The organism is Nocardioides nitrophenolicus (assembly GCF_016907515.1).
Lineage (GTDB): Bacteria > Actinomycetota > Actinomycetes > Propionibacteriales > Nocardioidaceae > Nocardioides > Nocardioides nitrophenolicus.
Genome location: NZ_JAFBBY010000001.1, coordinates 5,560,291 through 5,573,632, shown reverse-complemented (window position 1 = coordinate 5,573,632; position 13,342 = coordinate 5,560,291). Strand labels below are relative to the sequence as shown.

General features: G+C 73.6%; 14 protein-coding genes. 6 read left to right on the top strand and 8 right to left on the bottom strand.

From position 1 onward, the window contains the following. Positions 1–26 precede the first annotated feature (26 nt). Complete coding sequence (locus tag JOD66_RS28820) at positions 27–1,175, top strand: CDP-glycerol glycerophosphotransferase family protein (protein WP_204839803.1); 1,149 nt, start codon at positions 27–29, stop codon at positions 1,173–1,175. A 13-nt stretch (positions 1,176–1,188) separates the two neighbouring features. Continuing rightward, complete coding sequence (locus tag JOD66_RS26720) at positions 1,189–2,526, top strand: DUF7168 domain-containing protein (RefSeq protein WP_204839802.1); 1,338 nt, start codon at positions 1,189–1,191, stop codon at positions 2,524–2,526. Here the strand turns inward: JOD66_RS26720 and JOD66_RS26715 are convergent. After that, on the bottom strand, positions 2,513–3,067 hold the full coding sequence (locus tag JOD66_RS26715; RefSeq protein ID WP_204839801.1) for a TetR/AcrR family transcriptional regulator: 555 nt from the start codon (positions 3,065–3,067) through the stop codon (positions 2,513–2,515). The two genes, JOD66_RS26720 and JOD66_RS26715, sit on opposite strands and share 14 nt — an antisense overlap. 130 nt (positions 3,068–3,197) lie before the next feature. On the opposite strand from JOD66_RS26715, the gene JOD66_RS26710 reads away from it, so the two are divergent. After that, entirely contained in the window at positions 3,198–4,406 is a 1,209-nt protein-coding gene (locus JOD66_RS26710) for a cytochrome P450 (protein WP_204839800.1), read from the top strand. Between the two features lie 3 nt (positions 4,407–4,409). On the opposite strand, the gene JOD66_RS26705 is transcribed toward JOD66_RS26710, so the two are convergent. Next, entirely contained in the window at positions 4,410–4,781 is a 372-nt protein-coding gene (locus JOD66_RS26705; protein WP_204839799.1) for a hotdog fold thioesterase, read from the bottom strand. Further along, positions 4,778–5,620: an SDR family oxidoreductase gene (locus JOD66_RS26700; RefSeq protein WP_204839798.1), complete on the bottom strand. Its 843-nt coding sequence runs from the start codon at positions 5,618–5,620 to the stop codon at positions 4,778–4,780. Before JOD66_RS26700 ends, JOD66_RS26705 begins: the two co-directional genes overlap by 4 nt. Before the next feature lie 102 nt (positions 5,621–5,722). Between JOD66_RS26700 and JOD66_RS26695 the strand changes: the two genes are divergently transcribed. Both JOD66_RS26695 and JOD66_RS26690 read left to right on the top strand, forming a co-directional pair. Beyond that, entirely contained in the window at positions 5,723–6,457 is a 735-nt protein-coding gene (locus JOD66_RS26695) for a PaaX family transcriptional regulator C-terminal domain-containing protein (RefSeq protein WP_204839797.1), read from the top strand. Positions 6,458–6,474: 17 nt separating this feature from the next. Beyond that, complete coding sequence (locus JOD66_RS26690) at positions 6,475–7,500, top strand: cation diffusion facilitator family transporter (protein ID WP_204839796.1); 1,026 nt, start codon at positions 6,475–6,477, stop codon at positions 7,498–7,500. A 26-nt stretch (positions 7,501–7,526) separates the two neighbouring features. On the opposite strand, the gene JOD66_RS26685 is transcribed toward JOD66_RS26690, so the two are convergent. From JOD66_RS26685 to JOD66_RS26670, 4 genes are all read right to left on the bottom strand, one after another. Continuing rightward, the gene (locus tag JOD66_RS26685) at positions 7,527–8,738 is read right to left on the bottom strand and encodes a Fic family protein (protein ID WP_204839795.1); all 1,212 of its coding nucleotides are present in this window, start codon (positions 8,736–8,738) and stop codon (positions 7,527–7,529) included. An 80-nt stretch (positions 8,739–8,818) separates the two neighbouring features. Continuing rightward, positions 8,819–9,787 (bottom strand): AurF N-oxygenase family protein, encoded by a 969-nt coding sequence (locus JOD66_RS26680; RefSeq protein ID WP_204839794.1) that lies wholly within the window; start codon positions 9,785–9,787, stop codon positions 8,819–8,821. Positions 9,788–10,030: 243 nt separating this feature from the next. Further along, entirely contained in the window at positions 10,031–11,047 is a 1,017-nt protein-coding gene (gene curA, locus JOD66_RS29695; RefSeq protein WP_204839793.1) for an NADPH-dependent curcumin/dihydrocurcumin reductase, read from the bottom strand. Between the two features lie 9 nt (positions 11,048–11,056). Continuing rightward, on the bottom strand, positions 11,057–11,845 hold the full coding sequence (locus JOD66_RS26670) for a helix-turn-helix domain-containing protein (protein ID WP_204839792.1): 789 nt from the start codon (positions 11,843–11,845) through the stop codon (positions 11,057–11,059). Positions 11,846–11,965: 120 nt separating this feature from the next. Between JOD66_RS26670 and JOD66_RS26665 the strand changes: the two genes are divergently transcribed. Continuing rightward, entirely contained in the window at positions 11,966–12,316 is a 351-nt protein-coding gene (locus JOD66_RS26665; protein WP_204839791.1) for a nuclear transport factor 2 family protein, read from the top strand. Between the two features lie 42 nt (positions 12,317–12,358). Here JOD66_RS26665 and JOD66_RS26660 read toward each other — a convergent pair whose 3' ends face one another. After that, complete coding sequence (locus tag JOD66_RS26660; protein ID WP_204839790.1) at positions 12,359–13,204, bottom strand: helix-turn-helix domain-containing protein; 846 nt, start codon at positions 13,202–13,204, stop codon at positions 12,359–12,361. Positions 13,205–13,342 lie beyond the last annotated feature (138 nt).

The following is a 13,342-nucleotide window of genomic DNA, read 5'->3' as shown; positions in this document are numbered from 1 at the left end:
ACCGTTCGTGGCCGTATCATCTGGCGGTGCAGAAGCCTCACGTCATCGCCTACTTCGCCGACGACCCGACCCGGGTCTACCAGCTCCTCCAGTGGATCCCGGTGCTGGAACGGCTCGATGACACCCATCCCGTGGGCATCCTGACTCGCGATCAGCGCACCCGCGAGGTCGTCGAGGAGCGCACCTCGCTGCCGGTGCACTTCGCGCCGGGCTTCGCCGACCTCGCGGCGACGTACGACGGGCTGGACGCCAAGGTCGTCCTCTACTGCAACAACTCGATGCTCAACTTCAACTCGCTGCTCGACGGCCGGATGCTGCACGTGCACATCAACCACGGCGAGAGCGACAAGCAGTCGATGGTGTCCAACAACGCGAAGGCCTACGACCGGGTGTTCGTGGCCGGCGAGGCGGCCGTCCAGCGGCACCGCGCGGCGCTGATGGAGCTCGACGAGCACCGCCTGGTGCGGATCGGGCGTCCCCAGCTCGACCTGCGCCCCGCTCCCCTGCTGCCGGCGAGCGAGCGGCGCACGGTCCTCTACGCGCCCACCTGGGAGGGCGACGCCGACTACAACGACTACACCTCGGTCGACGTGTTCGGCGTGCAGATCGTGCGCTCGGTCCTGGCGGTCCCGAACGTGCGGCTGGTCTACAAGCCGCACCCGAAGGTCACCACCAGCCTGACTCCCGCGATCCGGGAGGCGCACCAGGCGATCCTGGAGCTGGTCGAGCGGGCCGCCGAGCGCGAGCCCGAGGCCGGGCACGCCGCGATCTGGCAGGGCGACATCCTCGCGGTCTTCCCGGGCTGCGACGCGATGGTCACCGACGTCTCCTCGGTCGGCCTGGACTGGCTCTACCTCCAGACCGACAAGCCGATCCTGATCACCGACCGGCACCACGACGCCGAGCGACTGCGCCAGGAGGTCCCGGTCAGCCGGTGTGCCGACGTCATCGACACCGACGACCTGCCCGGCCTGACCGAGCTCCTCGCCGACCGCCTCGACCACGACGAGCACCGCATCGCCCGGGCCGCGATGAGGCACCACTACTTCGACGACAACGGGGTCGGCGACAGCACGGTGCGCTTCGTGGAGGCGGTCACCGAGCTGGTCGAGCTGCGCGACCGGCTGCGGGGCGAGCTGGCGACGGGTGTCGAGGGAACTGTCGGGGCTGCCTGACAGGCTGGGCCCCATGCCCGACACCCCCGACGTCTACGCCGCCGAGGACCTGTACGCCGGCTGGCTCGACGAGGCGTCCCGTGCCCCTGGCCGGCCGCTGCGGATCCAGGTCGGGTCGGCGGTGCAGTCCTTCGAGCCCGAGACCGAGCCGCGGTTCACCGACCCGGCCCACGTCCAGGAGTTCGTCGACCGGGTGCTGGCCCACCTGGTCGCGACCGGCAGCGCCTACGACGACGGCGCGGGCCGCGACCTGGCCTCGGTGCCGGTCCTGGTCCGGGCCCGGCGGGGCCACACCCGCGCCCACTACGAGTACGACGAGCTCCCGGCCCGCGGGGTGATCGCGATCCCGCCGCGCGAGGTCGGCGGCGCCTGGTCGCTGCGCGCGGCGGTGGTGCTCCACGAGCTCGCCCACCACCTGGCCGGCCCGGTCGGCCACGGACCGGAGTTCCGCACGACCCAGCTCCGGCTGCTCGAGGACGTCGGCATGCCCGTGCTGGCCGACCTGCTCCACACCGCCTACCGGCTCCACGGACTCGACACCGGCGTCGACGGCGAGGACCGCACCCTGCTGCGGATCGGCCGGCTGCTGCGGCAGGCGGAGCGCACGTCCAACGCCGCCGAGCGCGAGGCCTTCTTCGCCAAGGCCCAGTCCCTCGCCACCCGCCACCAGATCGCGCTGGCCGTCGCCCGGGCCACGGCCGGGGCCGAGGAGAGGCGCGAGGAGCCCACCTGGGAGACGGTGCTCATCGGCGAGACCGGCAAGCGCTCCCTGGCCCGCTACGTCCGGCTGATCCTGGAGATCGCGCGCGCCAACGACGTCCGGGTGGCGATCTACACCAGCAACACCCGGGTCACGCTCTACGGCTTCCCCTCCGACATCGCGGTCGTCCAGGCGCTCTACGCCACGCTGGTGACCCAGATGGTCGCCGACGGCGACGCCCACCTGCGCTCGGGCGCCCACAAGGCCGACCAGCGCGAGGTCTGGAACGCCCGCCGCCGGCGGTGGGAGCTCAAGCCGGTGCACGGCTCGACCGCCCGGGCGGCGTTCTACGAGGCCTGGGCCGACCACGTCGGCGAGCGGCTCGCCGGGGCCCGCGCGGCGGCCCGCGCCGCCGCGGTGGCCGCCGACGCCCCGGTGGTCGACGGGCCGACGTCGACGGAGCTCGCGATCCGGGCCCGGGAGGTCGAGGTGGTCGACTACTTCGGCCGGATGCAGCGCGACCACGGCATCCGCGGCACCTGGAAGGGCGCGGCGCACGCCGGGCACGCCGCGCCCGGCTCCCGCGACGCCGGCACCCGCGCCGCCGCGCGGGCGAGCCTCGGCACCGAGCGGGCGATCAGCCGGGGGTGAGCCCGAGCGGCGGGACGACATATCTCGCCACCAGCTCCCGCTCGGCGTCGGCGTCCCGCCCCGGCATCGCCACGAGCGCCAGCACCGACCGGACGATCCACTCCCCGTCGCGGTCGCCCGCGCCGACGATCCCCGTGAGCGAGCGGGCGATCGCGGCGCTGCCCTGTGGGCCGCCGAGCACGTCGTCGAGACTGCCGCGGTCCCGGAGCCACGCGGTCAGCACCCGGTCCGCGCGGATCGCCGCGGCAGCCGTGACGACGGCCTCCGTCGCCCGGTCGGCGCCGTCGAGACCCGCGGTCGCCTCCTCGACCCGGGCGACCACGGCCGCCCCGCCCGCGGCGAGCAGTGCGTCGACCAGCGCGGCCCGGCTGCCGACGAGGCGGTAGAAGGTCGCCCGGGAGCAGCCGGCGCGCCGGGCGACGGCGTCGGCGGTGGTGCGTTCGATGCCGCGCTCGAGGAAGAGCTCGCGGGCGGCGCGGTGGATGCGTCCTACGGCGCTCGCGCGGCGGCCGTCGGCGAGCAGCCAGTCGGTGGTCGGCATGGCGCGAGCGTCTCGCACCGAGACAGGTCCTGACCAGGCTCCCGCCTGGAATGAGACACCCGTCCGGACCGGTCCGGAGCACCTGTCCGGTTCCGTTGACGGCGGGTCCCGGTGGCTCGACCCTGATCCCATGTTCGACGTCTTCGACCCGGCCCTGGTCGCCGACCCGTACCCCGCGCTGGCCCGGCTGCGGTCCCGCGCACCCGTGCACCGGGTCGCGGGGACCGACGTCCACCTGGTGTCGTCGTGGGCGCTGGTCCAGGAGGTGCTGGCGGCGCCGGAGACCTACTCGTCGCACCTGCGCTCGGTCCTGCTCCGTCGGCCGGACGGGAGCACCACCACCCTGCCGATGGACGGCGGCGGCGCGGTGGAGCAGGTGCTGGCGACCGCGGACGCCCCGAGCCACCAGGTGCACCGCTCGGCGGTGCTCGGCACCATCGGCCGCCGGATCCGCGCGCTCGAGGAGCCGGTCACCGGGCAGGTCGACCGACTGTGGGCGTCCTCGTTCTCGGGGGCGAGCGGCGACTGGGCGGCGGACCTGGCCGACCGCCTCCCGCTCGTGCTCGTCGCCGAGCTGATCGGGCTGCCGGCCGAGGACGTCCCGGACCTGCTGCGGTGGGCCTACGACAGCACCGAGATGCTCGGCGGCTGGCTCGCCGAGGGCCGGCTCGACGCGACGGTGCGCGCCTCGCTGGACCTGCACCGCTACCTGTCCGAGCGGTTCGACGCGGCTCTCGACCGGCCGGGAGACGACCTGATGGGCGAGCTGGCGCTCCGCGTCCGGCTCGGGGAGCTCGCGCCCGAGACGGCAGTGCTGGTGCTGCTCCAGCTGGTGGGTGCCGGCGGCGAGTCGACGGCCGGCCTGCTCGGGACGGCTGCCCATCGGCTCGCCACGGATCGCTGCCTGCAGAACCTGCTGCGCGGGCAGCCGGACCTGGTGGACGCCTTCCTCGACGAGTGCCTGCGCCTCGAGTCGCCCTTCCGGGGCCACTACCGGCACGTCACCCGCGAGACCAGGCTCGGCGGGGTCGACCTGCCCGCGGGCGGCACCCTGCTGCTGCTCTGGGGCGCCGCCAACCGGGATCCGGAGCGGTTCGAGGAGCCGGACCAGCTCGACCTCGGCCGCAGCGGCGTACGCCAGCACCTGGCCTTCGGGCGCGGCATCCACTTCTGCGTCGGCTCGGCTCTCGCCCGGTTGGAAGCGACCGTCGCGGTCCGCGCGCTGCTCACCCGGACCCGGTCCTTCCGGCTCGACGGCCCCGAGGAGGAGGCCGCCGCCTGGGTACCGAGCATCCTCGTCCGTCGGCTCTCCCGGCTCCGGCTCGCCCTGGAGTCCTAGGACCTAGCGGGTACGCCGGTTGGCGCGTCCGTTGGCCCGCGCCACGAGCTCGGCGCCGTGGGTGACCCGGACGACGAACAGGTCCTCCTTGGCCAGCCGCTCGGCGACCTCGGCGGTGGCCAGCAGCGCATCGCCCACCCGCGCGGGTCGCACGTAGTCGATGTGGACCGCGCTGACCACACCCGAGTGCTCGGCGTCGTTGGCCGCGGCGGCCAGCGCGATGCCGGCCAGCGAGAACAGGAACGAGCCGTGCGCGGTGCCGTGGGGGTTCAGGTGGTCCTCGGTGACCACGACGCGGGCCTCGGCCCGGCCGCCGCCGTGGCCGACGACCTCGACGCCCAGGGTGGCGGCGTACGCGTCACGGGGGCCGCTCACCGGCCGGCTCCCGACGGCGGGTCCACGAAGATGTCGTACTCCAGCTCGCCGGTGCCGCCGTACGCCGACAGGTCGCTCACGCCGGCCTCGCGGAGCACGTCGACGTCGAGCACGGCGTTGCCGGTGAACTCCCGCGAAGGCCGGGTCAGCACCTCGATCGCGGCGTCGGCCATGATCTCGGGGGTCCGGGCCTTCCGCATCGCCGTGTCGCCGCCGAGCAGGTTCTGCACCGCCGACGTGGCGATCAGGGTCTGCGGCCACAGGCAGTTGGCGGCGACGCCGGCCTCGGCGTACTCCGCCGCCCAGCCGAGGGTCAGCAGCGACATGCCGTACTTCGCGAGCGTGTACGCCGGGTGCTTGCCGAGCCACTCGGGCGACAGGTTGAGGGGCGGGCTCAGCGAGAGCACGTGCGGGTTGCTCCCCCCGCGCAGGTGCGGCAGGCAGGCGCGGGTGAGCAGGTAGGTCCCGCGCAGCTGGATCTGCGTCATCAGGTCGAAGCGCTTGACCGGGAGCTCCTCGGTGGGGTCGAGCGCGATCGCCGAGGCGTTGTTGAGGCAGATGTCGATGCCGCCGAAGCGCTCGACGGCCCGGGCCACGGCGTCCGCCACCGACGCCTCGTCGCGGACGTCGCCGACGACCGCGAGCGCCTGACCGCCGACTCCCTCGATCTCGGCGGCGGCGGTGTGCACGGTGCCGGGCAGCCGCGGGTCCGGAACGTCGGTCTTCGCGAGGAGGACGACGTTCGCGCCCTCACGCGCCGCCGCCAGTCCGATCGCCAGCCCGATCCCCCGGCTGCCGCCGGACATCATCAGGGTTCGTCCCTCGAGTCGCTTCGTCATGGCGGCACCGTTACACATCAGCGACAGCCGCGCCAAGAGCGTTAGACACAGATCACAACAGCTCGCCGACAGTCGCGTCGGATCTGTAACATCGCCGGCGTCATGTCTGTCCTCAAGCCCGTCTCCACCCGGTCCGCGCTGCTCACCCTGCTCCTCGGGGCGGAGGTGCCGCGGCTGAGCACCCGCGAGCTGGTCGCGGGTGCGTCGCTCGTCGGCTTCGCCGAGGCGACGGTGCGGGTGGCGCTCTCGCGGATGACCACGGCCGGCGACGTCGTGCGCGACGAGGAGGGCTGCTACCAGCTCTCGGAGCGCCTCGCGGCGCGCCAGCGCCGGCAGGAGGAGGCCGCCCATCCGTCGCTGCGCCCCTGGGACGGCACCTGGGAGCTGGTCGCCGTCACCACCGCCGGCCGCACGGCGAGCGACCGGGCGGAGCTGCGCACCGCCTTGACCGAGCTCCGGCTCGGCGAGCTCCGCGAGGGTCTGTGGACCCGGCCGGCCAACCTCGACCTGGCCTGGCCGGAGGCGGTCAGCGAGGTGTGCGAGCGGTTCACCGGCGCCGCTCCGGCCGCCGACCCCCGGGCCCTCGCCGCCCGCCTGTGGGACCTCGACGGCTGGGCCGCGACCGCCCGCCTGCTGCTGGACGCGACCGCCACCGACGATCCGGTGCTCCGGTTCACCGCCTGCGCCACCTCCGGACGACACCTGCTCGCCGATCCGGTGCTGCCGCCCTCGCTCCTGCCCGACGACTGGCCCGGTGACGCGCTGCGCGCCTCCCACGTCGCCTACAAGCAGTGGGTGGTCGACATGCGGCGCAGCCTCGCCGACGGCGCCGGCTGAGCCAGCACAATGGCTGGATGAGCACCCCCGAGCACGCGGCCATCGACGACGGCGGGGGCGGGAGCGCGGCCGGCGGCGCCGGTGGCGAGCGCAGCGAGAGCCTGGTGACCGTGCTCGTCGCACTGTGCGCCAACGCCTTGATCGCGCTCGCGAAGTCCGTGGCCGCCGGGGTCACCGGCTCGGCGTCGATGACCGCCGAGGCCGCGCACTCCTGGGCCGACACCGGCAACGAGGTCTTTCTGCTCGTCGGCGAGCGCAAGGCGGCCCGGCCACCCGACGCCGAGCACTCCCTCGGCTACGGCCGGGTCGGCTACATCTGGTCGATGTTCGCCGCGTTCGGCCTGTTCACGGTCGGCTCCGCGGTGTCGATCTGGCACGGCGTGCAGTCGCTGCACGCGACCGAGGAGGCGCCGTCGTACGCCTGGGCGTACGCCGTGCTCGGCCTGGCCTTCCTGCTCGAGGGCACCTCCTTCCTGCAGGCGCTGCGCCAGGCCCGCGACGCCGCCGTACCCCGCCGGCTGCATCCGCTGCGCTACCTCCACATCACCTCCAACCCGATGCTGCGCGCGGTCTTCGCCGAGGACTTCGCCGCCCTGGTCGGCCTGGCGATCGCCTTCGTCGGCATCCTGCTCCACCAGCTCACCGGCGACGCGGTCTGGGACGCGATCGGGTCGATCCTGGTCGGCGTGCTCCTGGGCGCGGTCGCGCTCTTCCTGATCCGTCGCAACATGGACTTCCTCACCGGCGAGGCGGTCACGCCCCTGGCCCGCAACATCGCCCTGCGGGCCCTGCTCGAGCATCCCGAGATCGCGCGGATCAGCTACCTGCACATGGAGTGGGTCGGCGCCGACCGGATCTTCCTGGTCGCCGCCGTCGACCTGGTCGGCGACGCCCCGGAGTCCGATGTCGCCGAGCGGCTCGGCGCGGTCGCCGACGCCCTCCACGAGCGGCCGGAGATCGTGCGGGCGGTGCTGACCCTCACCCGGCCCGGCGACGACACCGACCTGCGTCCCAGCGAGCTGCCGGACTGGTATCGCTCGTGAGCAGGTTCAGCCGGGTGAATACAGTCTCAGCCCAGCTCGCGCCGGGCCCGGACGCCGATCCGGACCCCGAGGTCGTCGAGCTCGTCGAGCACGTCGGCGGCTCCCCAGACCTGGTTGCGCCTGCGGTCGGTGAGGCGGCGGACGATCCCGGCCGACGCGAGCCGCTCGACGGCGCGGTAGGCGCTGGCGGTCGGCACGCCGAGGCGGCGCTCGACCTCGTCGGTGGTGAAGATCGGCTCGGCCCCGAGCGCATCGATGAGCCGCGCGGCCGCGGTACCGGCCTTGGGGCGACCGGCCTGCTCGCGCCAGCCGGAGGGAAGCGCCGCGAGCAGGTCCGCCGTCGCATGCGCCTCCTCGGCCGCGATCCGGGCGGAGCGCGCGACCGCCAGTACCACCGGAGCGGCGTCACCGGCCCGGTAGGCGTCGAGCGCGGAGAAGTAGCGCTCACGCTGGGCGACGAGGGCCGACGCGGTCGGGACGACCACGTGGCGGGCGACGCCGCGGCGGCGTACGACGGCCGCGGCCAGCGCCCGGCCGATCCGGCCGTTGCCGTCGGTGAACGGGTGGATGGACTCGAACTGTGCGTGCGCCACCGCCGCCTGGAGGATCACGGGCACGTCGGTGCGGTGGGCGAACTGGACCAGGTCGTCCATCAACCGCTCGACCATCGTGGGGGGCGGCGGCACGTAGAGCGCCCCGCGCGGTGAGTGGTTCGAGCCACCGATCCAGTTCTGCAGGTCCCGCCAGCGCCCGGCGTACGCCGTCTCGCTCGGGTCGGCCGCCATCAGCAGGCCGTGCGCCCGCCTCAGGCCGGCGCCGTCGATCGCGCCGGCGAGCAGGGCGTCGACCGCTCCCCCGGCCGCCACCATCGCGGTGGCCGACGCATTCGCCCGGCTCCCGTGGAGGGCGCGCGCATAGTCCTCGATCGAGGCCTCCTCGTGCTCGATCTTGGACGACGCGACCGACTCGGCGCGCAACAGCAGGGTGGCGAGGGGGCGCAGGTGGTCGCCGCGCGTCGCGTCGAGGGCGGCGACGGCGCGGATCGCCTCGTCACACTCCGCGGCCAGCGCGGCCGGCAGCCACAGGTCGAGTGCCGCGATCTCCGGCGGGATCGAGGTGACCACGGCCCGCAGCTTCCGGTCCTCGGCGGTGCCGCCGCGGTGCGCCTGGCGCCAAGGGACCTCCCGGGCCCCGTGGGCCGGAACGGAGAGATGCACGGCCACGCCGGAGGTGGACATGGGAACAGTGTAGCCGTTGTTCTCATTGGAGCGTCTCTATTGAGAATAGCGTAGGTCTCGCTCTCGGAGATCGCCCGATGTCAGTCGGCCGCCGGCGCCGGCTCGCTGCGGAACCGGTTCGGTCGGCCGGCAATGCCGAGCGCCCGCCAGACCCGGCGCGCGACCGGGTTCATCAGGCCGGTCTCCTCGGCCAGCATCCGGACGTCGCCGAACATGTCGCGCAGGAACTTTCGCGACTCCGGGCTGCGCCACCACACCTCACGCGCGACCTCGCGCGGGATGCCCATGGCGCGGATCGCCTTCGGGCCGGGCACCACAATCGCGTCGCACAGCACCCGCATCAGCACCGGCGTGAGCACCGAGGCGAAGGCCCGCTCGAGCGCGTTGAGCCGGGGCGCGCGGTGCTCGAGGTACTGGTGGGCGAAGCCGATGTGACGGGCCTCCTCGGCGACGTGGATCTGGCTGATCCGCTCGAGCAGCGGGTGCATCGGGGCGCCGGAGCGCAGCATCACCTTCTGCACGTAGTCGATCGGCTCCTCACCGCCGAGCACGCCGACGAAGAAGATGAAGGGCAGGTGCTTCGCGGCCAGGGGCAGGAACGGCCCGAGCGCCCGGAACAGGCTGTGGGCGCCGGGGACGTCCAGGCCGGTCCGGTTCACGAACTCCTGGAACATCTGGGTGTGGTGGCACTCCTCGGTCGCCTCGTGCGTGGAGTACCGGAACTCGGCGCGCCCGTTGGGGAGGTCGAGGCAGTACATCATCAGCCCCGCGATGAGCACCTGCTCGAACTGCAGGCCGACCTTGACCACATTGGTCTGGCGGTAGAAGCCGACCTCGATCTGGCGCTCCCGCGGGAGCGAGCGGTACCACGCGGTGCGGCCGAGCGGGTCGACGTCGGGAAGGATCCAGCGCGGGTCCCGCGGGTCGACGGCGTACGCCGGGTCGTCCCACGCGATGTCGACGAAGGCGTCGAAGTGATGCTCGACCGAGGCCTCGGAGAGAGTCCGGAGCTGGTCCTGGTAGCTGGTCGCGTCGACGCCGATGCCCATGGTCAGATGTTACCGCGAGTAACACCTAAGGCAAGGGTGCCTTTGCGGGTCGGCGGGGCAGGGATTCACCACGGGATGTAGGTGAATGACCGCTTCTGTAGTGGAACTCCGCTACAGAACTATGGGTTCGCCGACATCCCGTGATGAATCCGCGCCCACCAGCCCCAAGCCCGCAACCGGGTCGATGACCAACCAGGCCAGCGCACCCACCCTGGACCCCCGCGGGCCGCATCACCGAGAGGCTCAGTCCCCGACCTTCACCAGCAGCTTGCCGAAGTTGCGGCCGACGAGCAGGCCGCGGAACGCCGCGGGCGCGTTCTCGAGGCCCTCGACGATGTCCTCGCGGTAGCGGATCCTGCCCTCGCGCACCCACGGGGTCATCTCGCGGCGGAACGCCTCGGACAGGGTGGGCTCGAACTCGCTCTGGATGAACCCCCGGACGGTGAGGCTCGAGGTGAGGACCCGGCTCATGAACGCCGGCAGCCGGTCCGGGCCGGCCGGGGCCTCGGTCGCGTTGTAGTCGGCGACCAGCCCGCAGACCGGGATCCGGGCGTACAGGTTGAGCCGCCGGGTCACCTCGGCGGCGACCTGGCCGCCGACGTTCTCGAAGTAGACGTCGATGCCGTCGGGCGTGGCCGCGGCCAGGTCCTCGCGGAAGCTCGGCGAGCGGTGGTCGAGCGCCACGTCGAAGCCGAACTCCTCGGTGAGGGCGCGGACCTTCTCCGCTCCCCCGGCGATGCCGACCGAGCGCGCGCCCTTGAGCTGGGCGATCTGCCCGACCGCCGAGCCGACCGGGCCGGTCGCGGCGGCGACCACGACCGTCTCCCCCGGCTGGGGGCGGCCGATCTCCAGCAGCCCGGCGTACGCCGTGAAGCCCGGCATCCCGAGCACGCCCAGCGCGGTCGAGACCGGCGCCGCCTCGGGGTCGAGGACGCGGGTGTGGCGCGCGTCGGCGACGGCGTGCGTCTGCCAGCCGGTGTAGGCGAGCACGACGTCGCCGACCGCGCGGCGCTCGGACCGGCTCTCGACCACCTCGCAGACGGTCTGGCCGACCATGACGCCGCCCACCGGCACCGGCTCGGCGTACGACTTCGCGGCACTCATCCGACCGCGCATGTAGGGGTCGAGCGAGAGGTAGAGGGTGCGGAGCAGCACCTGGCCGTCGGCCAGGGCCGGCAGGTCCTCGGTTACGAAGGCGAAGTCGTCGTCGGTGGGCTCTCCGACGGGGCGGGCGGCGAGGCGGATCTGAGTGGTCTGCACCCTTCGAACCTAGCGCCGAACCTGGCGCGACAGGATCTCGCGGGTGACCTCGTCGGCGGGCAGGAAGGTCTCCAGTCGCAGCCCCTCCAGCGCGGCGTCGGCGGCGGTCGTCAGCTGGGCCGAGGTGCTGAACATCCGCAGCAGGCCGGCGTCGGTGCGCAGCTCCAGCCCGAGCACCGGCCCGAGGGCCGGGTCGAGCCGGGGTGCGCCGCCGGACAGGTCCACGATCTCGGCGACCAGTGCGTGGTGGCGGGGGTCGTGGGTGCGCTCGGCCCGGCTCAGCGCCTGGTGGTGCAGGTGGCCGGTCCACGCGGCGAGGTTGGCGATCCGCGGCGCCAGCCCGCCCGGGTGGAGGCAGAGCCGCACCACGTTGATCGGCGGCTCGAGCAGCGCGGGCGCGCAGCCGGCCAGCAGCACGCCGGTCGCGGCATTGGCGTCGACGATGTCCCAGTAGTCGTCGAGGAGCACCGCCGGATACGGCAGGTGGGCGTCCAACAGGTCGCGCAGACCGGCCATCACCACGGCCAGCGAGCCGTCGTCGAGCGAGCGCTCGGAGTAGCGGGGTGCGTAGCCCGCGGCGAGCAGCAGCCGGTTGCGCTCCCGCAGCGGCACGTCGAGGCTCTCCGCGAGGTGCAGGATCATCTCGGGTGTCGGGTGCGCACGTCCGGTCTCGACCCGGCTCAGGTGCCGGGTCGAGACCGTCGAGAGGTTGGACAGCTCCTGCTGGCTGAACCGCCGCCGCTCGCGCCAGGAGCGCAGCAGCGGCCCGACCCGGGGGCTCTCCACGGCGGTGGTCATGCGGCTCAGCCTAGGCAGCCGGCGGACGCCCACCCATGACCTCGCAGGTCATGGTCGCGACGCCGTCCGGGGCACCACGGTGGTGCCCGTCCACCACCGCACCACGAACGGAGCAGAGTCATGAACCACGTCGTCGACGCCTACCTGGCCACCTGGAACGCCGCCCCCGCCGAGCGCGAGCGACTGCTGGCCGAGCACTTCGCGCCGGAGGTCGGCTACACCGACCCACTCGCCCAGGTGTCCGGTCGCGCCGCCCTGCACGCCCTCGTCGACGGCGTCCGGGACCAGTTCCCGGGCTTCGTCTTCAGCCCCGTCGGCACCGTGGACGGCCACCACGACCGGCTGCGCTTCCAGTGGGGCCTGGGACCCGAGGGCGCCGAGCCCGTGGTCATCGGCTTCGACGTCGTCGTCCTCGACGCCGAGGGCCGGATCCGCGACGTCCACGGCTTCCTGGACCGGGTGCCGGTCTGAGACCTCGCCCGCCGTCACCACTCCCAGCCGGGTCCTCGGGTCTCACGCGCGGGCGGTCGAGGCGGGACCCAGCTCTCCTCGGAAGGCGCGGGCCGAGCGCTGCATGCGCAGCAGCAGCGTGGCCGAGGGCGTCACCGAGCCGGTGACATAGCTCGACAGCCGCGACGGCGAGGTGCCGATCCGGGCCGCGAACTGACGCTGGGTGACCCCGCTGAGCGCGACCAGGCGCTGGACCTGCCGTCCGACCAGGCGCCGGTCCTGGTCGGTGCGCCACTCGCGGCTCCAACCCACCAGGGTCTCGACGATCTCCAGGTCGGCCGCGTCGGCGCCCTCGACGAGCTCCTCGGCCAGGGGACCCCACGGCTCGGCGGCGAGGCGCCCGAGGGCGCGCCGACCCGCCGCGACCGAGCCGCCCCGGGCGAACGCGACGAGCGCGGAGCGGACCGCGGCGACCTCGTGGGTCGTGCCGGTCTCGACGTCGACGCCGGCGAACAGCAGGGCCCGGCCCAGGTCGGCGGTGTCCTGTGCGGCCAGCAGCCGGTGCACGACGGTCGTGGTGAGCGGGCGGTCGTCGTCGAGCTCCAGCACCCGGCCGGCACGGTGCTGGAGCTGGGCGACGCGCTCGAGTCCCAGCTCGGCACCGAGGGTGGCCGCCCGGTCGACGTCCTCGGGGTCGTCGAGGACCGCGAGCGCGACGAAGCTCGCCAGCACCGCCGCGAAGGTGGCCGGTCCCTTCCGCCCCTGCTCCGCCTCCCAGCGCTCCCAGGCGGCCCCGGTCGCGGGATCCCGGGCCTCGATCCGGTCCGCTCGGCGGCGGACGTCCTGCACGGTGTCCTCGAGGAGGACGGCCGTCGGCAGGGTGGGGACGGAGGCTGGGGAACGGGTCATGGCGGTCACCTTCAGGGGGAGTTCCGAGGAGCTGCCGGCGCGAGCCGACAGCCACTGGACGGAGTGAGCGCGCTTTCATGACGCGATTTCCGCGAGAAGAAGGTAAAAAGTGAAAATCCGTCACCCCTTCGGGTGACG

What these genes read in the sequence shown, in the direction of transcription:
- JOD66_RS26720 (WP_204839802.1), top strand. Translation starts at nt 1,189, where the DNA reads ATGCCCGACACCCCCGACGTCTACGCCGCCGAGGACCTGTACGCCGGC.
- JOD66_RS26715 (WP_204839801.1), bottom strand. Translation starts at nt 3,067, where the DNA reads ATGCCGACCACCGACTGGCTGCTCGCCGACGGCCGCCGCGCGAGCGCC.
- JOD66_RS26710 (WP_204839800.1), top strand. Translation starts at nt 3,198, where the DNA reads ATGTTCGACGTCTTCGACCCGGCCCTGGTCGCCGACCCGTACCCCGCG.
- JOD66_RS26700 (WP_204839798.1), bottom strand. Translation starts at nt 5,620, where the DNA reads ATGACGAAGCGACTCGAGGGACGAACCCTGATGATGTCCGGCGGCAGC.
- JOD66_RS26695 (WP_204839797.1), top strand. Translation starts at nt 5,723, where the DNA reads ATGTCTGTCCTCAAGCCCGTCTCCACCCGGTCCGCGCTGCTCACCCTG.
- JOD66_RS26690 (WP_204839796.1), top strand. Translation starts at nt 6,475, where the DNA reads ATGAGCACCCCCGAGCACGCGGCCATCGACGACGGCGGGGGCGGGAGC.
- JOD66_RS26685 (WP_204839795.1), bottom strand. Translation starts at nt 8,738, where the DNA reads ATGTCCACCTCCGGCGTGGCCGTGCATCTCTCCGTTCCGGCCCACGGG.
- JOD66_RS26680 (WP_204839794.1), bottom strand. Translation starts at nt 9,787, where the DNA reads ATGGGCATCGGCGTCGACGCGACCAGCTACCAGGACCAGCTCCGGACT.
- JOD66_RS26670 (WP_204839792.1), bottom strand. Translation starts at nt 11,845, where the DNA reads ATGACCACCGCCGTGGAGAGCCCCCGGGTCGGGCCGCTGCTGCGCTCC.
- JOD66_RS26665 (WP_204839791.1), top strand. Translation starts at nt 11,966, where the DNA reads ATGAACCACGTCGTCGACGCCTACCTGGCCACCTGGAACGCCGCCCCC.
- JOD66_RS26660 (WP_204839790.1), bottom strand. Translation starts at nt 13,204, where the DNA reads ATGACCCGTTCCCCAGCCTCCGTCCCCACCCTGCCGACGGCCGTCCTC.